Here is a 25,250-nt window from a genome sequence, read left to right as displayed (position 1 = left end):
ATCAGCCCTGCTTGGACTTGGCCAGCTCGATCCACGGGCCGTAACGCTCCTCCTCGGCCTGGATGAACTCCGTGAACTCCTCGGCCGATTCGCTCACGGGAACGAGATTGGACTGCTCGATCACGGAGGTGTAGTCCTCGTGCTGCGCGGCCGACGAGATCGCATCGGAGAGCTTCTGCACCACGGGTTCGGGGGTGCCGGCCGGTGCCATCAGGCCCGTGAAGGAGGCGTTCTGCAGATCGACGCCCTGCTCCTTGGCCGTGGGCACATCCGGGTACTCCTCGACGCGTTCCTCTGTGAGGACGGCCAGGTAGCGCAGCTCCCCGCCGTCCACCTGGGCCTTCTGCGAACCCATGGCGTCGATGGAGAAGTCGACGTCACCGGCTGCCGCTGCGGCGATGGAGGGGGCCGAACCGTCGTACGGCACGTTGGTCAGCTCGATGCCGGCCATCTCCTGCAGACCCTGAGCAGGGTTGTCCCAGACGGAGCCGACTCCGGGGGAGGAGTAGGTGAGTTCACCGGGGGACTCCTTGGCGGCGTCGATCAGGTCTTCCAGCGTCTCGTAGGGGCTGTCGGCCTTCACGGCGATGGCCCCCGGGCCCTCCAGGATCTTGCCGAGGAACGCGTAGTCGTCGGGCTTGATGTCGTAGTCCATGAACTGCAGGGTGGCGACCTCGGCACCCAGCATGGACAGGTTGTAGCCGTCCGGTTCCTGCTCCTTCAGCCAGTTGTAGGCGACGGAACCGTTGGCCCCGGGGCGGTTCTCCACCACGACGCTGACGCCGAGCTCGTCCTCGAGCAACGGGGCGATCGTGCGGGCGGAGAGATCCCCGGATCCGCCGGCGGCCCACGGGACGACCAGTCGGATGTCCTGAGTGGGGAACTCCTCTGCGGCGTTTCCGTTGTCTTCACCGCTGGCATTGCTTCCGCCGCCGGCGTTGTCGGCACAGCCGGTCAGGAGCAGTCCTGACAGGGCGAGGGCGGCCATGGAGGCCAGAGTGGTGCGGCGGCTCGTGGTGGGGCGATGATCCCGGCTCATTTCCGGCTCCTGGGGATAGGTCGGTGCAGTGATGTGCAGTGTTGATCAGTGACACCCGTCACACATGGCGGGTGGAAGAAACTGTGGCACGACGACCGGGCGATTTCCATTCCCTTGCCAGAAATTGCGAAAAAGGTCCGTGCTGCTAGGCGGCGATCTGCTCATTGCGGCCCTGGACGGACGTGGCAAGGGATGGAAAGATCAGCTCGCGAGAGTCCATCCACTGACCGGCGAAAAGTTGACAAATACATGGAACTGGAGCGGGAACACCCCGACGTCGGGCCGGCCGGGCAGCGCGTGCGGCTGGAGGATGTGGCGCGTGCGGCCGGTGTGGCGGCGTCCACCGTCTCCCGCGCCTTCACTCGCCCGGAGCGGCTGAACTTCCAGACCGTGGAGCGGGTGATGGAGGCCGCGGACCAGCTGGGCTACCGCCGCCAGCCGCCGTCGAGGTCCTCACCGGCACGAGCCGTCCGCACCCTCAACCTCCTGGTCCAGGACTTGGCGAATCCCTTCTTCGCCGATCTGCTCAAAGGGGCCGTGAGTCAGGCGAGATCGGCCGGCTATCTGGTCTCGCTGGGGGACGCGGAGGAATCGGCGACGATGGAGCGGGGCCATCTGGAGCGTCTCACCGGTGACACCAACGGGGTCGTCGCGGCGGCCCGCTGGACCTCTGACGCCGAATTGCGGGAGCTGGCCCGCCAACGGCCGTTGGTGCTGTTCAACCGGGAGGTGCCCGGCGTCAGTTCCGTCGTGGCCGGCGACGTGGATTCCAGCCGCCACCTCATCGAGCATCTCCACGCTCTGGGGCACCGAAGAATCGTCTATTGCTCCGGTCCGTACAACGCGTGGAGCAACTCGCTGCGGCAACATGCACAGGACGAAACCGCGCGCCGCCTCGGAGTGGAGTTGATCAATGTGGGACCGTTCAAGCCGTTGATCGGGCAGGGCGCGGCAGCGGCGGCGCTGGCCTGGTCCCGGCGGCCCACGGCCATCATCGGCTACAACGACCAGTTGGCCATCGGCATTCTGCGGCATCTGCGAAGCCAGTCGGTGGACGTGCCCGGGCAGGTTTCGGTGGCCGGGTATGACAACACGTATGGTTCCGACTTCGTTCACCCGAGCCTGACCTGCATGGACGCTCCGGTGGAGCAGGCCGGCCGGGCCGCCGTCGACCTGTTGTTGGCCCGAATGTCCGGCGATCGGACCGTTCGGCAACTGCGCCTGTCCGCGGGGTTGCAGCTGCGCGAGTCGACAGGACCGGTACCGGCGGCGATTTGGTGAACCCCCGCCGTCGGGGCTAATCTGGAGGAACCAAAGACCGCCGGTCGTTGATGTCTCCTGCGATTCTCCCTGAATCGTGGTGGCCCAACCGTAAAGCCCTCCCGATGGAGGCGGCCTGCGCAGGTGAAACCGAGCAACGCACTCCCCAGTGATCTCTCTGCATCACGAGCGGACCATGCCACGCCCTGTGCACCTGCACGGGGCGTTTTTTCATGTTTGGAGGGCCACCGGCCCCAAGCAATGGAAGGAGTGCCATGGCAACGTCTGAGAAGAACGCTGTAGTGGCGGAGTTGGCGGAACTGTTCCGCACCTCCTCTGCAGCTGTCCTGACGGAATACCGTGGACTCACCGTGGCCGAGCTTCAGCAGCTCCGTCGTGCCCTCGGTGAGAACGCGACCTATGCCGTGGTGAAGAACACGCTCACTGAGATTGCGGCCGATCAGGCCGGCGTCGATGCCTTCAAGGGCAAGATGACCGGCCCGTCCGCGATCGCCTTCGTCTCCGGTGATCCGGTGGACGCAGCCAAGGCGATGCGTGACTTTGCCAAGGACCACCAGTCCCTGGTCGTCAAGGGTGGCTACATGGATGGCCACTCCCTGGACGCCGAGGGCATGAAGAAGCTGGCGGACCTGGAGTCCCGCGAGGTTCTGCTGGCCAAGTTGGCAGGTGCCATGAAGGGCAACCTGTACAAGGCCGCATACATGTTCCAGGCCCCGCTCTCGCAGGCCGTTCGCACCGTGGAGGCCCTGCGCACCAAGGTCGAGGAACAGGGCGGCGCCGCGGCGCCGGCCACCGATGCTCCGGCCGCCGAAGCTCCGGCTGCCGAGGAAGCCTCCGAGGCTGCCGCAGAGTGACCCCCGGTCGCTCGCGCGGCCGTCCCATCCACCTCATTCGTGAAGAACACGTGAAGTAAAGGAGCCAACCATGGCCAAGATGTCCACTGAAGAATTGCTCGAGGCTTTCTCTGAGCTGTCCCTCGTCGAGCTGTCCGAGTTCGTCAAGGCGTTCGAGGAGAAGTTCGAGGTCACCGCTGCCGCACCGGTCGCCGCTGCTGCCGCTCCCGCCGCCGGCGGTGGCGACGCCGGCGAGGCTGCTGAGGAGCAGTCCGAGTTCGACGTCATCCTCGACGCCCCCGGCGACAAGAAGATCGGCGTCATCAAGGAGGTCCGTGCTCTGACCTCGCTGGGTCTGAAGGAAGCCAAGGACCTCGTCGACTCCGCTCCGAAGGCCGTCCTGGAGGGCGTCAACAAGGAGACTGCCGACAAGGCCAAGGAGCAGCTCGAGGGCGCAGGCGCTTCCGTCTCCCTCAAGTGATGCAGGCGGCCTAGCCGCTCTCCGCTGGTCGACCGGCCCCCTTGTCCCGCACTGCGGGACGAGGGGGTCGGTTGCTTTTAAGGTTCCTCCCAGTTCGTCTTCAGATCACCGTCGTAGCGTCAAAAAGAATCGATGATCACGAAACGATGACGGCAGCGACGTTGACAGCGAAGTAGGCAGCGACGTTGAGGGCAAATGCCGCCGTCACACGCGGCGCACGGCGCCCCGGAGGCAAGGAGGGTGCCGACGATGGTCGCAACGGCCGAACCGCCGCAACTGGATCCAGCACCGCGGAACCACCGACTCAACGTCGCGTCCCCCACACGGCCCGAACCACAGCCTCAGCAGAAGAGCCACCAGCGGCCGCGGCTGGCCCTGCTGGACGGACTGCGTCTCGTGGCCGCGCTGGGCGTCGTGTTGTTCCACTGGACCGCGTGGCATCACAGCAACTGGGGCCGTCACGGCGATCCGGCCGCTGCGGCCTGGCCCTGGCTGAGTCAGCTCACGTCCGTGGGGGCCGTGGGCGTCCAGCTGTTCTTCATCATCTCCGGGTTCGTGATTCTGCTGTCGAGTTTCGGCAAGTCTCCGGCCCGGTTCATCGGATCACGCGTGGGACGGCTGTATCCGGCCTATTGGTTCGCCGTGCTGGCCACCTCGGCCCTGACCTTCCTGATCGCTCCACAACTGGGCACCCGGCGCAGCCCCTCCGACATCTGGGCGAACCTCACCATGTTCCAGGGCGGCCTGGGCGTCGGTCACATCGACGGGGTCTACTGGACCCTGTGGGTGGAGATGAAGTTCTACCTGTGGATCCTCGCCTTCATGCTCGTGGGCATGACCGTGCGCCGCGTGCTGGTCTTCGCGTTCGCCTGGCCACTGTTGGGCAATCTGCTCTTCTTCGCCGTCCGCGGCGCCGGCCAGCCGACGACGTGGGTGGACCATGTGTTCTTCCCCGAGTACTCGGCGTTGTTCGCCGGCGGCATGGCGCTGTTCCTGCTGTTCCGGTTCGGTCACACGCCGTTGCGGTGGGCCGCGCTGGTGATGAACGCCGGATTCGGGGCGTACTGGACCGCGACGGTTCAGCAACGTGAGACCGCCAAACTCACCGGATACGACTATTCCTCGTGGCTCTTCGTCGGCATCGCCTTCGTGCTGTTCGCCCTGGTCGCCGTCATCGTGCTCAGCCCGTTGGCCTGGCTCGCAGTGCCCGGCATGACGCTGGCGGGCCAACTGACCTATCCCGTGTACCTGCTCCACCAGTTGTGGGGCTGGTGGATCATCGTGTTGCTCTCGCCGTTCCTCTCCCGTGAGTTGGTGCTGGCCTTCGCCCTGGCGGCCATGCTCGGAGCGGCATGGCTGGTGCACCGGTGGGTGGAGAGGCCGCTGGGGCCGCCGCTCCAGCGGGCGGTGACGGCCGGCGTCGGGAAATGGCGGGTGTTGGGGAAGGAACCGATGAGGAAGGAGCCGTTGGAGAAGGAGCCGGTTTCCTAGCATATTCACAGCTACGCCGGACGGACCGAGTGGACTTCGGGCGTGCCGCGCGTTAGGATAAGTCTTTACGTCTCCCCTCTGTCCACTTTGTGGTGCCTCCGGCGCATGCCCGGGTACTGCGTCGTGGCATCCGGTCCGGTCTTCAAATAGCGGTGGGCCCCGGTGCTGTGGGCAAGTGGGGGAGGGCACGGAAGTAAAGACGGTCTGTGGAAGGATCCCCCTTGGTCGCCTCGAGCACCTCAAATACCGAAACCGCTAATTTCCCCGGGGGCGTTTCGCCCCGCTCCGGCACCAGCGCCGGCCGGATCTCGTTCGCGAAGATCCATGAGCCGCTGGATGTTCCGGACCTGCTGGCCCTGCAGACCGAGTCGTTCGACCGGCTCGTGGGCAATGACGCGTGGGCCGAGCGGGTGGCCCGCGCTCAGGAGATCGGCGACGACTCCGTGTCCGTCACCTCCGGCTTCGCCGACATCTTCGAAGAGATCTCCCCGATCGAGGACTTCCAGGGCACCATGTCCCTGTCCTTCACCGATCCGGAGTTCTCGGACCCCAAGATGCCGGTCGACGAGTGCAAGGAGCGCGACGCCACCTACGCCGCGCCGCTGTACGTCAAGGCCGAGTTCATGAACAACAACACCGGCGAGATCAAGCAGCAGACCGTGTTCATGGGTGACTTCCCGCTCATGACGGACAAGGGCACCTTCATCATCAACGGCACCGAGCGTGTCGTCGTGTCCCAGCTGGTCCGCTCGCCCGGCGCCTACTTCGAGCGCACTCCGGACAAGACCTCGGACAAGGACATCTACACCGCGAAGATCATTCCTTCCCGTGGTGCCTGGTTCGAGCTCGAGGTGGACAAGCGCGACCAGGTCGGCGTCCGCCTCGACCGCAAGCGCAAGCAGCCGGTCACCGTGCTGCTCAAGGCCATGGGCTGGACCGAGTCCCGCATCCTGGAGGAGTTCGGCCAGTACGACTCCATCCGCGCCACCCTCGAGAAGGACCCCACCGAGGGCCAGAACGAGGCGCTGCTGGACATCTACCGCAAGCTCCGCCCCGGCGAGCCCGCCGCCGTCGATGCCGCGCAGAACCTGCTGAACAACCTGTACTTCACCCCCAAGCGCTACGACCTGGCGAAGGTGGGCCGGTACAAGCTGAACCGCAAGCTGGGCGTGGACATGCCGCTGAGCGATCCGAACGCCTCCGTGCTGACCGAGGACGACATCGTCCAGATGGTCCACTTCATCGTGGCCCTGCACGCCGGCGAGCGGACGATCACCGGCAAGCGTGGCGGTGACGACGTCGAGGTCCGCGTCGAGGTCGACGACATCGACCACTTCGGCAACCGTCGCATCCGCGCCGTGGGCGAGCTGATCGAGAACCAGATCCGCACCGGCCTGTCCCGGATGGAACGCGTGGTCCGTGAGCGCATGACCACCCAGGACGTCGAGGCGATCACCCCGCAGACCCTGATCAACATCCGCCCCGTGGTGGCCTCGATCAAGGAGTTCTTCGGGACCTCGCAGCTGTCCCAGTTCATGGACCAGAACAACCCGCTGGCGGGCCTGACCCACAAGCGGCGCCTGTCCGCGCTCGGCCCGGGCGGTCTGTCCCGTGACCGTGCCGGCATGGAAGTCCGTGACGTGCACCCGTCCCACTACGGCCGCATGTGCCCCATCGAGACTCCGGAAGGCCCGAACATCGGCCTCATCGGCTCGCTGGCCACCTTCGGTCGGATCAACTCCTTCGGCTTCATCGAGACCCCGTACCGCAAGGTCGTGGACGGCATCGTCACCGACCAGGTCGACTACCTGACCGCGGACGATGAGCTCGAGGCCCAGATCGCCCAGGCCAACGCCCCGCTGAACGACGACGGCTCCTTCGCCGAAGACCTGGTGCTCTGCCGCCAGCGTGGCGGCGGCGGCGAGCCGGTGCTGTCCTCCGTGGACGACATCGACTACATGGACGTCTCCCCGCGCCAGATGGTGTCGGCGGCCACCGCGCTGATTCCGTTCTTGGAGCACGACGACGCCAACCGCGCCCTGATGGGTGCGAACATGCAGCGTCAGGCCGTGCCGCTGCTCCAGGCCGAGGCCCCCTACGTGGGCACCGGCATGGAGAAGTACATCGCCGTGGACGCCGGTGACTCCGTCACCGCCGAGGCGCCGGGCGTCGTGACCGAGGTGGCCGCGGACATGGTCACCGTCATGAACGACGACGGCACCATGCACCACTACCCGATCATGAAGTTCGCGCGGTCCAACCAGGGCAACGCCTACAACCAGCGCGTGCGGGTCACCGAGGGCGACCGGGTGGAAAAGCTGTCCATCATCGCCGACGGTCCGGCCACCGACCAGGGTGAGCTGGCGCTGGGCAAGAACCTGCTCGTGGCGTTCATGCCCTGGGAGGGCCTGAACTACGAGGACGCCATCATCCTGTCCCAGCGCATGGTCTCCGACGACGTGCTGACCTCGATCCATATCGAGGAGCACGAGGTCGATGCCCGTGACACCAAGCTGGGCGCCGAGGAGATCACCCGGGACATCCCGAACGTCTCCGACGAGGTGCTGGCCCAGCTCGACGAGCGCGGCATCATCCACATCGGCGCCGAGGTGGAGGCCGGGGACATCCTGGTCGGTCGTGTGACGCCGAAGGGCGAGACGGAGCTGACCCCGGAGGAGCGCCTGCTGCGCGCCATCTTCGGTGAGAAGTCCCGCGAAGTCCGCGACACCTCGCTGAAGGTGCCGCACGGCGAGTCCGGCACCGTCATCGGCGTCCGGATCTTCGACCGTGACGAGGACGACGAGCTGCCTCCGGGTGTGAACCAGCTGGTCCGCGTGTACGTGGCCCAGAAGCGCAAGATCACCGACGGTGACAAGATGGCCGGCCGGCACGGCAACAAGGGCGTCATCTCCAAGATCCTGCCCGTGGAGGACATGCCCTTCCTCGAGGACGGCACTCCCGTGGACATCATCCTGAACCCGCTGGGTGTGCCGGGTCGTATGAACCTGGGCCAGGTCATGGAGCTGCACCTCGGCTGGGCCGCCTCCCGCGGCTGGGACATCCAGGGGGAGCCCGAGTGGATCAAGGATCTGCCGAACTTCCCGCGCCAGTCCGGTCCGGTCAACGTCGCCACCCCGGTGTTCGACGGCGCCGAGGCCTCCGAGATCGAGGGCCTGCTCGGCCACGTCAACGTCACTCGTGACGGGGACCGGCTGATGGGCACCAACGGCAAGGCCACCCTGTTCGACGGCCGCTCCGGCGAGCCGTTCCCGGACCCGGTGTCCGTGGGCTATATGTACATGCTCAAGCTGCACCACCTGGTGGATGACAAGATCCACGCTCGGTCCACCGGGCCGTACTCGATGATCACCCAGCAGCCGCTGGGCGGTAAGGCGCAGTTCGGCGGCCAGCGCTTCGGTGAGATGGAGGTCTGGGCCCTGGAGGCGTACGGCGCGGCCTACACCCTGCAGGAGCTGCTGACCATCAAGTCGGACGACATCCATGGTCGTGTGAAGGTCTACGAGGCCATCGTGAAGGGCGAGAACATCCCCGAGCCGGGTGTTCCGGAGTCCTTCAAGGTCCTCATCAAGGAAATGCAGTCGTTGTGCCTGAACGTGGAGGTTCTCTCCGCCGACGGCACCGCGATCGAAATGCGTGACTCGGACGATGAAGTCTTCCGGGCCGCCGAGGAACTGGGGATCGATCTCTCCCACGCCGAGCCCAGCTCGGTCGAAGAGGTCTGATCACCCCGTTCCCCGTCCCACCTCAGACTTCATCCACGTCACGATTCACGTCACGAAACAGGAGTTCAACGGACCATGTCCAACGACAACTCATCATTTGGCCTCATGCGCATTGGCCTGGCCACGGCGGACGAGATCCGCACCTGGTCCTTCGGCGAGGTCAAGAAGCCCGAAACCATCAACTACCGCACCCTCAAGCCCGAGAAGGACGGACTCTTCTGCGAGAAGATCTTCGGTCCCACCCGGGACTGGGAGTGCTACTGCGGCAAGTACAAGCGCGTGCGCTTCAAGGGCATCATCTGTGAGCGCTGCGGCGTCGAGGTGACCCGGTCCAAGGTCCGCCGCGAGCGGATGGGCCACATCGAGCTGGCCGCTCCGGTCACCCACATCTGGTACTTCAAGGGCGTTCCGTCGCGACTGGGCTACCTGCTGGACCTGGCGCCGAAGGATCTCGAGAAGATCATCTACTTCGCCGCCTACATGATCACCTCGGTGGACGAGGAGGCCCGCCACGCGGACCTGCCGAACCTGCAGGCCGAGCACGATCAGGAGACCAGGCACCTGGCGGACACGCGCGATGCCGACATCGCCGCCGTCGCCAGTGATCTGGAGAAGGACCTCGCCAAGCTGGAGGCCGAGGGTGCCAAGGCCGCCGAGAAGAAGAAGGCCCGGGACGCCGCGGACAAGACCATGGCGCAGATCCGCAAGCGTGCGGATGCCGAGCTGGACCGGATGGAGAAGATCTGGGACCGCTTCAAGAACCTCAAGGTCGCCGACCTCGAGGGCGATGAGGGCCTGTTCCGCTCCATGCGTGACAAGTACGGCCAGTACTTCGAGGGCTCCATGGGCGCCGAGTCCATCAAGAAGCGTCTCGAGACCTTTGACCTGGAGGCCGAGGCCGAGGCCCTGCGCGAGACCATCAAGACCGGCAAGGGCCAGCGCAAGACCCGCGCCCTGAAGCGTCTGAAGGTCGTCAACGCATTCCTGACCACGGACAACTCTCCGCTGGGCATGGTCCTGGACGCCGTCCCGGTGATCCCGCCGGAGCTGCGCCCCATGGTGCAGTTGGACGGTGGCCGCTTCGCGACCTCCGACCTGAACGACCTGTACCGCCGCGTGATCAACCGCAACAACCGCCTGAAGCGGCTGTTGGATCTGGGCGCTCCGGAGATCATCGTCAACAACGAGAAGCGGATGCTGCAGGAAGCAGTCGACTCGCTGTTCGACAACGGTCGTCGCGGACGTCCGGTCACCGGACCGGGCAACCGTCCGTTGAAGTCCCTCTCCGACATGCTCAAGGGCAAGCAGGGCCGGTTCCGCCAGAACCTGCTCGGCAAGCGCGTGGACTACTCCGGCCGTTCGGTCATCGTGGTCGGTCCGCAGCTGAAGCTGCACCAGTGCGGCCTGCCGAAGCAAATGGCGCTGGAGTTGTTCAAGCCCTTCGTCATGAAGCGGCTGGTCGACCTCAACCACGCCCAGAACATCAAGTCCGCCAAGCGGATGGTGGAGCGCTTCCGCCCGCAGGTCTGGGACGTGCTCGAGGAGGTCATCACCGAACACCCGGTGCTGCTCAACCGTGCACCCACCCTGCACCGTCTGGGCATCCAGGCCTTCGAGCCGCAGCTCGTGGAGGGCAAGGCCCTGCAGCTGCACCCGCTGGTCTGTGGCGCGTTCAACGCCGACTTCGACGGTGACCAGATGGCAGTGCACCTGCCGCTGAGCCCCGAGGCCCAGGCCGAGGCGCGGCTGTTGATGCTGTCCTCGCACAACATCCTGAAGCCTTCGGACGGCCGCGCCGTGGCCGTTCCGGCCCAGGACATGATCATCGGCCTCAACCACCTCACCACCGTGCGTGAGGATGCGGTCGGCGCCGGAAACGAGTACTCCTCCGTCGCCGAGGCCCTGATGGCCGCCGACGCCGGTGAGCTGCACTTGAACGCTCCGGCCAAGATCACTGTGGAGGGCTTCGTCCCGTCGGCTCAGGCTCCGGCTCCCGAGGGCTGGGAAGAGGGCACCCCGGCGGTGCTGGACACCACGCTCGGACTGGTGCTGTTCAACGACCTGCTGCCGGCCGACTACCCGTGGCTGTCCACCCAGGCGTCTAAGGGCTCCCTCGGTGCCCTGGTCAACGACCTGGCCGAGCGCTACCCGATGGTGCAGACTGCCCAGACGCTGGACAACCTCAAGGACGCCGGTTTCCACTGGGGCACCTGGTCCGGAGTCACCGTGGCGATCTCGGACATCACCTCGGACTTCGACAAGGCCGCCATCATGGCCGGGTACGAGGACCAGGCGCTCAAGGTGCAGGCTCAGTATGACAAGGGCCTGATCGCCGACGAAGAGCGTCGCTCCGAGTTGATCGACATCTGGAACAAGGCGACCGACGAGGTCGCCGCGGCCATGAAGGACGGTCTGCCGCGGTTGAACACCATTAACCGCATGGTGACCTCCGGTGCCCGTGGTAACTGGCTGCAGGTCCGCCAGATCGCCGGTATCCGTGGTCTGGTGGCCAACCCGCAGGGCGAGATCATCCCGCGTCCGATCAAGTCCTCCTACCGCGAGGGCCTGTCCGTGCTCGAGTACTTCATCGCCACCCACGGTGCCCGTAAGGGCCTCGCGGACACCGCGTTGAAGACCGCCAACTCGGGTTACCTGACCCGTCGTCTGGTGGATGTGTCCCAGGACGTCATCGTCCGCGAGGACGACTGCGGCACCGAGCGCGGTCTGAACGAGACGATTGCCGTGCCGAACGCCAACGGCGAGCTGGTGCGCCACGAGACCGTGGAGAACTCCTCGTTCGCCCGTGCTCTGGCAGTCGACGTCGTGGCCGAGGACGGCACCGTCCTGGGTCGTGCCGGCGAGGACATCGGCGACGTGGCCATCGACAGCTACATCGCCGCCGGTGTCACCGAGATCAAGGTGCGCTCCGTGCTCACCTGTGACTCCGCCGTCGGGACCTGCGCGAAGTGCTACGGACGGTCCATGGCCACCGGACAGCTGGTGGACATCGGCGAGGCCGTGGGCATCATCGCCGCCCAGTCCATCGGTGAGCCCGGTACCCAGCTGACCATGCGTACCTTCCACACCGGTGGTGTCGCCTCCGCGGATGACATCACCCAGGGTCTGCCGCGTATTCAGGAGCTCTTCGAGGCCCGTACCCCGAAGGGCGTGGCCCCAATCTCCGAGGTCGCCGGTCGCGTCACCATCGAGGACGGCGAGAAGCAGCTGCGGCTGGTGCTCACCCCGGACGACGGTTCCGAGGAGATCGCCTACCCGGTGCTGCGCCGTGCGCGGTTGCTCGTGGAAGACGGCGAGCACGTGGCCGTGGGGACCCAGCTGGTCTCCGGTGCCGTGGATCCCAAGCAGGTGCTGCGTGTGCTCGGACCCCGGGCGGCACAGAAGTTCCTGGTCCAGGAAGTCCAGGACGTGTACCAGTCCCAGGGTGTGGGCATCCACGACAAGCACGTGGAGGTCATCGTCCGCCAGATGCTGCGCCGGATCACCGTCATCGAGTCGGGCGAGACCGACCTGTTGCCGGGCGAGTTGACCGATCGCTCCCGCTTCACCGCCGCGAACCGCAAGGCCGTGGCGGAGGGTCGCCAGCCGGCCTCCGGTCGTGACGAGCTCATGGGCATCACCAAGGCCTCGCTCGCCACCGATTCGTGGCTGTCCGCCGCGTCCTTCCAGGAGACCACCCGCGTCCTGACGCAGGCGGCCATGGAGGGCAAGTCGGATCCGCTGCTGGGTCTGAAGGAGAACGTGATCATCGGCAAGCTGATCCCGGCCGGTACCGGCCTGGACCGCTACACCAAGGTCAACGTCGAGCCCACCGAGGAGGCCAAGGCCAACCTGTTCACCGGGCCGGCCGGCTTCGCGGACTTCGACTACCCGGGACTGGATCAGTCCTCGGCGCCGGAGTTCCACGCGATCAGCCTGGACGACTACGGCATGGGCAGCGACTTCCGCGGCTGATGCCCCCAGCCAGGTCTATGACCTGACCCTCACCGCCGCCTCCTAGGCGCAAAGTGACATGGCCCCGTCCCTTGTGACGGGGCCATGTCACTTTGCGCTTTAAGGTGGTGCGAGTGGCCGTGGCACAGTGGTGCCATGGTCACTCAGGCAACAGCTTCCCTGCACGGCACCAATATCTACGACGGTTCCTCCGGCGTCCGGGTTCCTCTCCTCGGTCTGGGTACGTGGCCCATGACCGGAGCCGAATGCACCGACGCCGTCGCCCACGCCCTCGAGGCCGGCTACCGTCACGTGGACACGGCGGAGAACTACGGCAATGAGGACGCGGTGGGACGCGCCGTCGTCGAGTCCGGGATCGACCGGGGCGAGGTCTTCGTCACCTCGAAGTTCAACCGCCGGTGGCATGGGGGAGTGGAGACGCTGCGCCCCGGGCTGGAGGGGGCTCTGGAGCGGGCTGGTCTGGAGTACTTCGACCTGTATCTGATGCACTGGCCCAATCCCGATCAGGACCGGTATGTCCAAGCCTGTGAAGCTCTCGCTGAACTGACCGCCGCGGGGCTGATCCGGGCGTGGGGCGTGTCCAACGTCAAACCGGAGCACTTGCGCCGCATTCTCGAGGCGTCACTCGTCCCGGCCGTCAACCAGATCCACTGCCAGCCGGTTTTCGCGCAGCCGCAGGTCCAGGAGGCCAACACCGCCGCCGGAGTGGTCACGGCCGCGTACACGCCGCTTGGGCGAGGCAGTGAACTGCTCCAGTTGCCCGCCATCACGGAGATCGCGTCACGGCTGGACCGTACTCCCGCTCAGGTGGTGCTGCGCTGGCACGTCCAGCAAGGCCGCATCGCGTTGCCGAAATCGGCCGATCCGCAGCGCCAGCGAGAGAACCTGGACGTGTTCTCCTTCGAGCTGACGCCCGAGGATCTCGCCGCCATCGCCGCCCTGGACTCCGACGCGCCGCCTGCGACGTTCATGGACGCGGACGAGTTCGGGCACTGAGCGTGGCTAGAGTCTCAACCCCGGCGCGCCATGTACAGATTGAAGGCCTTGGCCAGTAGCGGGTTCACGGGGTAATCCCATTCGCCGTAGGTCTGGATCACATCGGCGCCCATGGTCGTCTTGAACCGGGTCAGCCCGGCGAGTTCGTACTGTGGATCCAGCGAGGGGCTCATGCCGCCGAGGTCGTACCACGTGCAACCGGCGGCCAGGGAGTCCTCGATCTGGCGCAGTTGTAGAGCGCGCGGCGCATACCGCTTGCGTTCCGCCGACGACGATGCCCCGTAGACGTACCAGCTGAACTGTCCCTGACGGACGTAGATCGCGGCGGCGAGCAGTTGGTCCTGAAGGTGTGCCAGGTACAAGGTGCACTCGGTGTCCGGCGCCGTGTCACCCGCACCACCAGAGTCCGCCCCAGAGCCCAGCCCGGAATTCAACTCCCTGAACATGCGCTCGAAGTAGGCCAGCGGCCGACCGGTGAAGCCGTCTCGCTGAGCGGTCTCCTCATACAACGCTTGCCAGGCCGGCAGGTCCTCCGCCGTTCCCCTCGAGACGGTGAGCTCCGACCGCGTCGACTTGCGGGTCTGCCGTCGCGAGGTTTGGTCCATGCGGGACAGGGCGGCCTCGACGGCGGGGGAGAAGCCGCCGTCAGCGGCCGGTTCCAGTCCCAACTCCGGCTGCAGCGGGATGCGGGCCTGGAACTGCGGCTGGCCGGCCTCGAACTCCTCGGACTCAGCCGGCGCCTGCCAGCCCATGGCGCTCAGCCGGGCGCGGACGCCGTCGGCGGCGGAGTCGGTGTCGATCGGCTCGAGCTGGGTGACCGAGCGGTGTTCTCCGGCCGCCAGGGCCCGGCGCACCTCGGAGCCGTCCCAGCGGCGCACCACCCCCGGCAGGCCCACCCGGACCAGGAACGCACCACGGGATTTCAGGTACTGCACCAGCGGCGGCAGCACGGACTCCAGGGCCACCTGGGAGCGGTCGAACACCGGACCCTCGGCGATGTAGGCCAGCGACCGGTTCTTCAACACGGGCACCGGGACGGGGAGCCGGCGGAACAGCACGAGGGCGGTGGCCCGGAGGGACTCACCGTCGAAGAAGCCGATCGAGTCACCGCGCCAGTCGATCTTCACTCCGGGCCAGTGCGGGTTCTGCAGGAACGAGCTGCCGGGGTGGTCGGCGAGGAAGCGCCCGTGCTCTGCGGCGGTGATGCGGCGGACGGTCAGGGGCCGGGCTGTGGTGGGGGAGGCAAGGTCTGGCACGCCCCCACCATAACCGCCGGTAGCATCGACGCTATGACTGTTCCCGTGGTTCCCGCCGAGCAGCCCTTTGTCCCGGTCATCACCGGGGGAGACGTGGGGGCGTATTCCCTGGCCCGAGAATTCCATGAGGCCTACGGCGTCATCTCGGCCGTCGTGCCCACCACGTTGAACCGGAACCTCCAGCACTCCAGCATCCTGCAGGCCTTTCCCGCCGGACCGATGACCGCCGAACAGCCCGTGATCGACGCCCTGGTGACGGTCGCCCGGGAACTGAACGGCGCCGACGTCGGGCACAGCAGCCGCCCTTTGCTGCTGCTGGCCAGCTACGACCACCTGGTGCGCTTCGCCGTCCGCCACCGTGCCACCCTCGAGGCCCACGGCTACACGGTGCCCTACCCGGACGAGGACTCGCTGGACCGCGCGGCGCTCAAGGAGAACTTCTACGCGCTGTGTGAGCGGCTCGGGGTGCCGTACCCGAACACCGCCCATTACGACGCCGGTTCGCACACTCCCGAGGCCGCGCGCCGGTTCGTCGCGGGGCTGGGGGAGCGAGGGGTGCGCCTGCCGCTCATCCTCAAGGCCGGCGACGGCGGCGCCTGGGCCGACGTCCGCTTCGAGGGGCGGCGCAAGGTGCATGTGATCGCTGGGCCGGACCGGCCGGACGGGGCGGACGGGCCGGACGGGGCAGCGGGTCTGGACGAGCTCGAGGCCCTGATCATCAAGGCCTGCGACGCCGGCTACACCGGTTCGCTGATCGTGCAGGAGATGATCCCGGGCGACGACTCGCAACTGGGCATCGCCACCTTCTTCCGCGACGGCGCCGGAACCACGCGGCTGGTGTCTTATGGCGAGGTGATCGTCGAGGACCACGCCCCGGGGCTGGAAGGCAATGCCCGCGCGGTGCTGGCCTCGGACCATCCCGTGGTCGCGACGCAGGGGGCGGCCCTCCTGGACGAACTGGACTGGCGGGGTTTCGCGATGTTCGACATCAAGGTGGACCCGCGGACCGGCGTCGCCCAGTTCCTGGAGATGAACCCGCGACTGGGACGGAACCATTACTACATGACCGCGGCCGGGGCGAATCCCGCGCAGTACCTGTATGAGGAGTATGTGGGCGGGGCTGCGGGTGGGGCTGTTGCTGACACCGTCACCACCACGGGGCCGGCCGTGACCACGACGCTGCCGATGGCGTTGGTGCGTCGGTACGCCTCGGACTCTCAGCGCGAGCGCATCCGTCAGGCCCGGCGGGCCGGCAAGGTGGTGCGGCCCTTCGAGTACTCTGCCGATCGGGACCTGCGGCGCACCGCCTACCACCGGGCCACGAAGCTCAACAGTTGGCGGGTGTTCCGTCAGTATCCACCCAATCCGACCCAATCCCACCAGCAGGGATGACAGCAACCGCTGATTTTCTTGGACTGACCGGCGGGTGGTAAGCTGAAGTCAATTGTTTTTGTGTGGCACTAGGGACACGGTCCGTGTTGCGGGGTTCTTGCGCAACGAATGCCACACTTTTGCACGCCTACGGTCGTTCACGCTGACCCTCCCGGGTGCGAAGAAACGACCACCAGCAGTCCAGGTTGACGCGGGCCCGACCTGTGCGCCCGCCGGACTGAGAACTTTCAACACTGAGAACGTTCAACACTGAGACCGAACAACCTGGAACCGAACAACGGAGAGACCAAGAGTGCCTACGATTCAGCAGCTGGTCCGCAAGGGCCGCTCCCCGAAGGTCGTCAAGACCAAGGCCCCTGCGCTGCAGGGGAACCCCATGCGCCGTGGTGTGTGCACTCGCGTGTACACCACCACCCCGAAGAAGCCGAACTCCGCCCTGCGTAAGGTCGCCCGTGTCCGCCTGAACGGCGGCATCGAGGTCACTGCCTACATCCCGGGTGAGGGCCACAACCTGCAGGAACACTCCATCGTGCTGGTGCGCGGCGGTCGTGTGAAGGACCTGCCGGGTGTTCGTTACAAGATCGTTCGCGGCGCACTGGACACCCAGGGCGTCAAGGGCCGCGGCCAGGCACGTAGCCGCTACGGCGCGAAGAAGGAGAAGAAGTAATGCCACGTAAGGGTCCTGCGCCGAAGCGCCCCCTCGTCGTCGATCCGGTCTACGGATCCCCGCTGGTCACCCAGTTGATCAACAAGGTGCTCGTGGACGGCAAGAAGTCCACCGCCGAGCACATCGTCTACGGAGCCCTCGAGGGCGCCCGTGACAAGAGCGGCGCCGAGCCGGTCGCCACCCTGAAGAAGGCCATGGACAACGTCCGCCCGGCCCTCGAGGTGCGCTCCCGCCGCGTCGGCGGTGCCACCTACCAGGTGCCCGTCGAGGTCAAGCCGGGCCGCTCCACCGCTCTCGCTCTGCGCTGGCTCGTCGGCTACTCCAAGGCCCGCCGCGAGAAGACCATGACCGAGCGTCTCATGAACGAGATCCTCGATGCCTCCAACGGCCTGGGTGCCGCGGTCAAGCGCCGCGAGGACACTCACAAGATGGCCGAGTCCAACAAGGCCTTCGCCCACTACCGCTGGTGAGTCGCTGGTGCCCGGATGCCGTACGGTTTCCGGGCACCGTGCCGCCCGTAGCTCAGGACCAACCCACCATAACCATAGGGAGACACCGTGGCACAGGACGTGCTGACTGACCTCAAAAAGGTCCGCAATATCGGCATCATGGCGCACATCGATGCCGGCAAGACCACCACCACCGAGCGCATCCTGTTCTACACGGGCGTCAACCACAAGTTGGGCGAGACTCACGACGGTGCCTCCACCACCGACTGGATGGAACAGGAGAAGGAACGCGGCATCACCATCACCTCCGCCGCGGTGACCTGCTTCTGGGACGACCACCAGATCAACATCATCGACACCCCGGGTCACGTTGACTTCACCGTTGAGGTCGAGCGCTCCCTGCGTGTGCTCGATGGTGCGGTGGCGGTCTTCGACGGCAAGGAAGGTGTGGAGCCGCAGTCGGAGACGGTGTGGCGCCAGGCGGACAAGTACAACGTTCCGCGCATCTGCTTCGTCAACAAGATGGACAAGCTCGGCGCTGACTTCTACTACACGGTGGACACCATCGTGTCCCGTCTGGGTGCCAAGCCCCTCGTGATGCAGCTGCCGATCGGCTCCGAGTCCGACTTCGTCGGCGTCGTCGATCTGCTGTCCATGAAGGCGCTGGTCTGGGAAGGCGACGCCAAGGGCGACGTCACCATGGGCGCCGCCTATGAGACCCAGGAGATCCCGGCGGACCTTCAGGAAAAGGCCGAGGAGTACCGCGCTCAGCTCATCGAGGCCGTCGCGGACACCTCCGAGGAACTGATGATGAAGTACCTCGAGGGTGAGGAGATCACCAACGAGGAGATCCAGGCCGGCGTTCGCCAGCTGACCATCAACGCCGAGGCCTACCCGGTCTTCTGCGGTTCCGCGTTCAAGAACCGCGGTGTGCAGCCGATGCTGGACGCCGTCGTGTCCTACCTGCCGAACCCGCTGGACGCCGGCGCCATCACGGGCCACTCCGTGAAGGACGAGGACGAGACCCTGACCCGCGAGCCGGCCAAGGACGAGCCGTTCTCTGCTCTGGCCTTCAAGATCGCAGCGCACCCGTTCTTCGGGCAGCTGACGTTCATTCGCGTGTACTCCGGCCGTCTGGAGGCCGGTGCCCAGATTCTCAACTCCACCAAGGGGAAGAAGGAGCGCATCGGCAAGCTGTTCCAGATGCACGCCAATAAGGAGAACCCGGTCGAAGAGGTCGTTGCCGGTCACATCTACGCCGTCATCGGCCTGAAGGACACCACCACCGGTGACACCTTGACCGATTCGGCCAACCCGATCATCCTCGAGTCCATGTCCTTCCCGGAGCCCGTGATCTCCGTGGCCATCGAGCCGAAGACCAAGGGTGACCAGGAGAAGCTCTCCACGGCCATCCAGAAGCTGGTCGCCGAGGACCCGACGTTCACCGTGAACCTCAACGAGGAGACCGGCCAGACGGAGATCGGTGGCATGGGCGAGCTGCACCTGGACGTCTTCGTGGACCGCATGAAGCGCGAGTTCAAGGTCGAGGCCAACGTCGGCAAGCCGCAGGTGGCCTACCGCGAGACCATCAAAAAGAAGGTCGACCGGGTCGACTACACCCACAAGAAGCAGACCGGTGGTTCCGGTCAGTTCGCCAAGGTGCAGTTGTCCTTCGAGCCCTTGGACACCTCCGAGGGTGAGATGTACGAGTTCGTCAACGCCGTCACCGGTGGGCGTATCCCTCGTGAGTACATCCCGTCCGTGGATCACGGTATCCAGGAGGCCATGGAGTTCGGTGTCCTGGCCGGCTACCCCATGGTCGGCGTGAAGGCCACCTTGATCGACGGCGCGTACCACGACGTCGATTCCTCGGAGATGGCGTTCAAGCTCGCCGGTTCGATGGCCTTCAAGGAGGGCATCCGCCGGGCCACCCCGGTGCTGCTCGAGCCGCTGATGGCCGTCGAGGTCCGCACCCCGGAGGAGTACATGGGCGACGTCATCGGCGACCTGAACTCCCGCCGTGGACAGATCCAGACCATGGAGGACGCGCAGGGCGTCAAGGTCGTCAAGGCCAACGTCCCGCTGTCCGAGATGTTCGGGTACATCGGCGACCTGCGGTCTAGGACTCAGGGCCGCGCCGTATACTCGATGGTCTTCGACTCCTATGCCGAGGTCCCCAAGGCCGTGGCTGACGAGATCATCCAGAAGAACAGCGGCGAATAAGCGCCAGCAACACACGTGTCCGGTTCGGTGGCGGCGCCCGCAAGGGTCCGCCAACCGGACGGGACAGGTGGTCCATCCGCACTCCGGAGGATGGCACCACCACAGGACGGAAGGTCCGGTCCGCGGATCAGGCGGTCCGGGTGGCCTGATTCAGGACCGGTCCTGACGCAATCCGGAGAATTATCACCAGCAGACAGATCAAAGTAGACTTTCCCAAGTTGTCAGCTCGCCACCCGCGGCTGAGAAGTCTTCTGAGATGAACAGTTCTAGGAGGAACCTGTGTCGAAGGCAAAGTTCGAGCGGTCCAAGCCGCACCTCAACGTCGGTACCATCGGCCACGTTGACCACGGCAAGACGACGCTGACCGCCGCAATCTCGAAGGTCCTGTATGACAAGTTCCCGGACCTCAATGAGGCCCGCGACTTCGCGACCATCGACTCCGCGCCGGAAGAGCGCCAGCGCGGCATCACCATCAACATCTCCCACGTGGAGTACCAGACCGACAAGCGCCACTACGCGCACGTCGATGCTCCGGGCCACGCCGACTACATCAAGAACATGATCACCGGTGCGGCTCAGATGGACGGCGCCATCCTCGTGGTCGCCGCCACCGACGGCCCGATGGCCCAGACTCGCGAGCACGTCCTCCTGGCCCGCCAGGTTGGCGTCCCGGCTCTGCTCGTCGCGCTGAACAAGGCCGACATGGTCGAAGACGAGGAGCTCCTGGAGCTCGTCGAGATGGAGGTCCGCGAGCTGCTGTCCTCCCAGGACTTCGACGGCGACGACGCACCGGTCATCGCCACCTCCGGCCTGAAGGCTCTCGAGGGTGACGAGAAGTGGGTCAAGACGGTCGAGGAACTGATGGATGCCGTGGACAACTACATCCCGGATCCGGTTCGCGACAAGGACAAGCCGTTCCTGATGCCGATCGAGGACGTCTTCACCATTACCGGTCGCGGCACCGTCGTCACCGGCCGCGCCGAGCGCGGCACGCTGAAGATCAACTCCGAGGTCGAGATCGTGGGCATCCGCGACCTGCAGAAGACCACGGTCACCGGTATCGAGATGTTCCACAAGCAGCTCGACGAGGCCTGGGCCGGCGAGAACTGTGGCCTGCTGCTTCGCGGTCTGAAGCGCGAGGACGTGGAGCGCGGCCAGGTCGTCGTTGCTCCGGGTTCCATCACCCCGCACACCGACTTCGAGGGCAACGTCTACATCCTGTCCAAGGACGAGGGCGGACGTCACAACCCGTTCTACTCGAACTACCGTCCGCAGTTCTACTTCCGCACCACCGACGTCACCGGCGTCATCACCCTGCCGGAAGGCACGGAGATGGTCATGCCCGGCGACACCACCGAGATGTCGGTCGAGCTGATCCAGCCGATCGCCATGGAGGAGGGCCTCGGCTTCGCTATCCGCGAGGGCGGGCGCACCGTTGGTTCGGGCCGCGTCACCAAGATCATCAAGTGATCTGACGGAGTACCCCGCAACAACCCCTTCGGCTTCGGCCGGAGGGGTTGTTGTTTTTAAGCGACTGTGGAGAAAGGCCGTAGCGCGCGGGGGAGTCCCCGTACGCTGGCGATGTGGGGACATTCGTCGGGTTCATTGTGTTCATCGGGTTCATCCTGGGCATCGCCGTGGGCGCGGTGGTGACGTGGCTGATCAGTCGTCGGCGTTCGTCCCGGCCTGACCTGGCCCGCGCCTGGCAAGAGGGGTACGACGCCGGCTCGGTTGCCTCGAGCGCGCCGGTCACCTCGACTGCGCCGGTCCCTACCAGTACGCCTGAGCCACCGCGGCCCGAGCACTCGCCGAGCGCCACCTCGCCATTCGCTTCGCCGTACTCTCCACCAGCGCCAGCACCAGCGCCAGTACCGGCACCACCACCACCGGCTGCACCCTCGTCGGCACCGCCAGCACCATCAATACCGCCCGCATCCCCGGCAGCTTCACCACCTCCGCCAGCACCCGCACCGACTCGACCCGCACCGACGCCGGAGGAACTGGCCGCGGCGAAGGAACGTCGCGACCGCCGCAACGTCAACATCACCCTGTACACCGCCTGTCTGCTGCTGGTCGCCGCCGCCTCGCTGTTCATCGGGGCCAGTCTTCCGGTGACGGCGAGGGTGACGGGCCTGGCCGCAGTCGTGGGTCTGTTCTATGGCGGTGGGCTGGTGGTCCATGCCGTGAGCGCGACCTTGCGCCCCGCGGCGACGGCGTTCACCGGGACCGGGCTGGCGTTGGTGCCCGTGGCCGGGATCGCCCTCGACGCCCTCGTTGTGCACAACCCCGTGCTGTCCTGGCTGATCACCTCCATCCTGGGCACCGCGATGATGATCGTGGCCGCCGTCCGTCTCGACAGCACCGTGGTGGCGTACCTGACGGTGCCGTTCCTCCTCTCGACAGTGATGGCCTCCGGGGCGGCGATCCAGCAGGGGATGGTGTGGGCGCTGATCTTCTCGATCCTCCTGGCGATCCTGATGGCTTGGCTGACGGTCGACGGGTCTCCGCGCAACGGCTGGCTGACGCCGGCCTATCGCACGGCCATCGCCCGGACGCACCAGTGGATCGTGCCGGGAATGGTGCTGTCGGCCCTCGTGCTTGGGGTGTGGCTGGAACCCCTGCAGATGTTCATGGTCCTGCTGGCCGCCTGTGCCTACTACGCCACCGTCGCCGTGATCGGACCCCGCCGGCACCGTTTGGCTACCACGTATGCGGTGCGGGGAGGCCTGTTGCTCGCCCTCGTCCCCTGGGGCGCGATGCTGGAATGGTCAGTGGTGCTCACGCTGACCACGATGGTGGTGTACCTGTGCCTGCAGATCCCGCTGGTGTGGTGGCAGGAAGTGCGGTGGCGGGAAACCAGCGAGGCTCGACTCGACACTGGATATCTGCCCCGCGGATCCGGCGCCATCGCGGACCACGGCGTGAGCTGGTTTCTGGCGCTGGGCCTGACTGCCATGGCGCAGGCTGATCTTGCGGTGCCGGCCGATCCCGTGGAGCTGGCACCCGGCATCGGGGTGGCCGCGCTGGTGCTGGCGCTGACGACGTCGATCGCCTCCGTCACCTTCGTCCACAGTGACCGCCTGTCGCGACTCGGTGCCCCGGCCACCGCGAACCTGGTGTGGCAATTCACCACCCCGGTGGCCCTCCTGCCGGTCTTGATGCGGGGTGAGTGGAGTCTGGAGCTCGTCCTGGTGGCCACGATCGTGGTCCAGGCGGTCATCCTCATCGTCCTGCGGCGCGCCGGAAGAGCTCGGCGTCTGGACACCCGCATCGCTCCGCATCTGATGGCCGTCGCTGCGGTCACTCTGGTCTACGTGGTGGGGGAGCGGTATCTAGCTGGGCCGGAGCTCCTCTGGCCAGCAGTGCTGGCCGCCTTGGCCGCGCTGGTGTGGGCGACCGTGACCGCACTCCGCGTGCGAGCCCTCACCCGCGATGCCGTTCTCCCGGTCACCGTCTGGGCGCTGGCCAGCCTCGTGGCCACGGCGCTGCTGTGGTCGCCAGCGGCGAACGAATGGCCGGTGTCCGCCGCTGGGTACCTCGCTTGGTATCTCGCGTGGTATCTGTTGATGCTGATCACGGCGGCGGTGTCGTTGCGCTGGTTGGCGAGCGGCACGACGTCGACCTCGTCGCCACCGCCCCACGAGCACCCGCTCGAACTCCGAGTGACGGTGCTCATCATGGCCTGCGTGGTGCTGGCAGTGGCCGTGCTCCAGTGGTGGAGTCAGGCGCCGTGGCACCTGGTGGCTGCGCTGGTGGTGCTGACCGGCTGGTTGCTGGCCGCCGCCGTCGTGACGCGCGACCGGCTGCCCCTCTCGGTGCGGGCCATTGTCCTCATCGCGGCACAGGCCTCGTCGGCCGTACTCGTGTCCACGCTGGTCGACCGCTTCGGCGGCGACGGATCCGCTGCTCGCGCCGGAGCAGGAGTCGCCCTCGTCGCCGGGCTGGCACTGCGGACCCGACTCTCGGGACGCCTGCAGGGACTCGGCACCGGGCTGACGACTTGGCTGGTCACCGCGGTGGTGGCAACACTGTGGATCATCGAACTCGGCGTCGGCGGCGATCGCGCGGCGTTGATGGTGATCGCAGCAGCCCTGATCGCGGCCGGCGTCGTCCTCACCGGGGCGCGCGGAGGCCACTGGGCAGTGCTCCTGGGCGCTCTGGCACTCATTGTCCCGGCGGCCCCGGTCAGTGGTCTCGGTGGCGGCTGGCTGCCCGAACCCCTCATCCCGACGTCGGCCGCCGCAGCTCTCCTGCTGCTCCTCGCCTTGGCGGTGGCCGGGCGGGAGATCATCGCGGCTCGCGCCGCGGCAGTGAGTCCGGTGACGAACCAGGCGTCCGCCTGGAGGAAGGACCCGGCGGTCTTTCGTCCCGTGGCCGCCATCGTGCTGTGGCTGGTGGCGGCGGGCATGGCGGCGGGCATGGCTGCCGGCGCGACGGCTGGTGTGGGACTCGGCGTTCTCGGCGTCGCCATGGCTACGGCGGCCCTGCTGTGCTACGTCTTCGCCCGGACGCGAAGGCTGCTGGCGCCGAGGGGCGGCACGGTCGTGCTGACACCCGTGGCCGTCTGGTGGCTGAGCAGGTGGTGGCAGGACCGCGGAGGGTGGTTTCCCGACGACGTCTGGCTGGCGGTGTTCATCGGTGTGGTCTCGGCGCTGGTGTTGGGACTCTGGGCTGCCTGCGATGCCTGGTCTGATTCGGGCGCCGGATCACGTCAGGGCCCCGCGATGCTGTGGCAGGGCGGCCTCGCGGTGCTGCTGATCTGCACGGTGTTCACGGTGCTGACCATCGACCTGCGGCGCGGTATGCCCGGCGACGCCGCGGTGTGGACGGCGTGCGCGGCCATCGTGGTCGGCGCGTGGCTGCTCGTCGACGCGTGGGGGAGGACTCCGTTGTGGGCAGGGATGCGCAAATACACCGCACAGGACGGTGCTGTTCTGGTCTCGTTCGCCGCCGCCTCGCGAGCGTGGTGGCAGACGGCCGAGGTCGATCACGGGGGACGGGGGCTCTGGTGGAACGTCCAGGCGCTGGTGCTGGTGCTCGTTGGCCTGGGATTCTGGACGGTCCTCCGGCGCCAACGGTCGGGGAGTCTCACGACCCCGCTGATCTACTTCATCGCTGCCGCGGCGGTGTTCTCGGGGGCCGCCGTCTACGTGCTGGCAGCCGGCACCGCGGCGATGCAACTCACTGTGCTGATCGGCTTCGCCCTGGTGGTGGTGTTGGGACTGACCCGGCGCGAACAGATCCTGACCTGGTGGGGTGCGGCCGGCGTCGCGCTCTCGGTGCTGTGGTATCTGCGGGAGTACACCTACGTCTACCTGGCGCTGCTGGGCGTGGTGCTGATCGTGCTGGCGGTACGCCAGCTGCGGCGGCACCAGAACCAGCAAGCGAACCAGCAAGCGAGCCAACAGCCGGACCGGTAGGCTGAAC

The 25,250-nt window shown here is 66.6% G+C and carries 15 protein-coding genes; 13 read left to right on the top strand and 2 right to left on the bottom strand.

The genetic code is table 11. The annotated features are described in order from the left end of the window. Position 1: 1 nt before the first annotated feature. A complete protein-coding gene (locus tag ACFQQD_RS02115; protein ID WP_378085713.1) occupies positions 2–1,039 on the bottom strand; it encodes a tripartite tricarboxylate transporter substrate binding protein in 1,038 nt (345 codons plus the stop codon). Positions 1,040–1,288: 249 nt separating this feature from the next. Between ACFQQD_RS02115 and ACFQQD_RS02110 the strand changes: the two genes are divergently transcribed. The 7 genes from ACFQQD_RS02110 (at position 1,289) to ACFQQD_RS02080 (ending at position 13,836) form a co-directional block, all read left to right on the top strand. After that, positions 1,289–2,320, top strand: a complete 1,032-nt coding sequence (locus ACFQQD_RS02110) for a LacI family DNA-binding transcriptional regulator (protein ID WP_378085711.1) — start codon at positions 1,289–1,291, stop codon at positions 2,318–2,320. Positions 2,321–2,574: 254 nt separating this feature from the next. Beyond that, entirely contained in the window at positions 2,575–3,174 is a 600-nt protein-coding gene (rplJ, locus tag ACFQQD_RS02105; protein WP_378085709.1) for a 50S ribosomal protein L10, read from the top strand. A gap of 70 nt (positions 3,175–3,244) precedes the next feature. Then, positions 3,245–3,634 (top strand): 50S ribosomal protein L7/L12, encoded by a 390-nt coding sequence (gene rplL / locus ACFQQD_RS02100; RefSeq protein ID WP_378085707.1) that lies wholly within the window; start codon positions 3,245–3,247, stop codon positions 3,632–3,634. 249 nt (positions 3,635–3,883) lie between these two features. After that, a complete protein-coding gene (locus tag ACFQQD_RS02095; protein WP_378085705.1) occupies positions 3,884–5,125 on the top strand; it encodes an acyltransferase family protein in 1,242 nt (413 codons plus the stop codon). 221 nt (positions 5,126–5,346) lie between these two features. After that, on the top strand, positions 5,347–8,868 hold the full coding sequence (rpoB, locus tag ACFQQD_RS02090) for a DNA-directed RNA polymerase subunit beta (protein ID WP_378085703.1): 3,522 nt from the start codon (positions 5,347–5,349) through the stop codon (positions 8,866–8,868). 75 nt (positions 8,869–8,943) lie between these two features. Beyond that, positions 8,944–12,840, top strand: coding sequence for a DNA-directed RNA polymerase subunit beta' (locus ACFQQD_RS02085; protein ID WP_378085701.1), 3,897 nt, complete (start codon positions 8,944–8,946; stop codon positions 12,838–12,840). Between the two features lie 135 nt (positions 12,841–12,975). Then, positions 12,976–13,836: an aldo/keto reductase gene (locus ACFQQD_RS02080; protein WP_378085699.1), complete on the top strand. Its 861-nt coding sequence runs from the start codon at positions 12,976–12,978 to the stop codon at positions 13,834–13,836. 14 nt (positions 13,837–13,850) lie between these two features. On the opposite strand, the gene ACFQQD_RS02075 is transcribed toward ACFQQD_RS02080, so the two are convergent. Beyond that, on the bottom strand, positions 13,851–15,092 hold the full coding sequence (locus tag ACFQQD_RS02075; RefSeq protein WP_378085697.1) for a lipid II:glycine glycyltransferase FemX: 1,242 nt from the start codon (positions 15,090–15,092) through the stop codon (positions 13,851–13,853). 33 nt (positions 15,093–15,125) lie between these two features. Here ACFQQD_RS02075 and ACFQQD_RS02070 point away from each other — a divergent pair, with 33 nt between their 5' ends. From ACFQQD_RS02070 to ACFQQD_RS02045, 6 genes are all read left to right on the top strand, one after another. Next, positions 15,126–16,484 carry a carbamoyl-phosphate synthase gene (locus tag ACFQQD_RS02070; protein ID WP_378085695.1) on the top strand — a complete coding sequence of 453 codons (1,359 nt, stop codon included), beginning with the start codon at positions 15,126–15,128 and terminating at the stop codon, positions 16,482–16,484. A gap of 292 nt (positions 16,485–16,776) precedes the next feature. Next, entirely contained in the window at positions 16,777–17,151 is a 375-nt protein-coding gene (gene rpsL / locus ACFQQD_RS02065) for a 30S ribosomal protein S12 (protein ID WP_091692838.1), read from the top strand. Beyond that, entirely contained in the window at positions 17,151–17,621 is a 471-nt protein-coding gene (gene rpsG, locus ACFQQD_RS02060; RefSeq protein ID WP_378085693.1) for a 30S ribosomal protein S7, read from the top strand. The genes rpsL and rpsG overlap by 1 nt, the downstream gene beginning before the upstream one ends. Positions 17,622–17,708: 87 nt before the next feature. Beyond that, positions 17,709–19,823, top strand: a complete 2,115-nt coding sequence (gene fusA, locus ACFQQD_RS02055) for an elongation factor G (RefSeq protein WP_378085690.1) — start codon at positions 17,709–17,711, stop codon at positions 19,821–19,823. Positions 19,824–20,102: 279 nt separating this feature from the next. Beyond that, positions 20,103–21,293: an elongation factor Tu gene (gene tuf, locus ACFQQD_RS02050; protein WP_378085687.1), complete on the top strand. Its 1,191-nt coding sequence runs from the start codon at positions 20,103–20,105 to the stop codon at positions 21,291–21,293. A gap of 113 nt (positions 21,294–21,406) precedes the next feature. Further along, positions 21,407–25,243, top strand: a complete 3,837-nt coding sequence (locus tag ACFQQD_RS02045) for a hypothetical protein (RefSeq protein ID WP_378085685.1) — start codon at positions 21,407–21,409, stop codon at positions 25,241–25,243. Positions 25,244–25,250: the final 7 nt, after the last annotated feature.

Source organism: Citricoccus sp. GCM10030269 (assembly GCF_042665635.1).
In the GTDB taxonomy this organism is placed as follows: Bacteria; Actinomycetota; Actinomycetes; order Actinomycetales; family Micrococcaceae; genus Citricoccus.
Note: the sequence above shows the minus strand (reverse complement) of the source record. Positions and strands in the feature narration are given on the sequence as shown.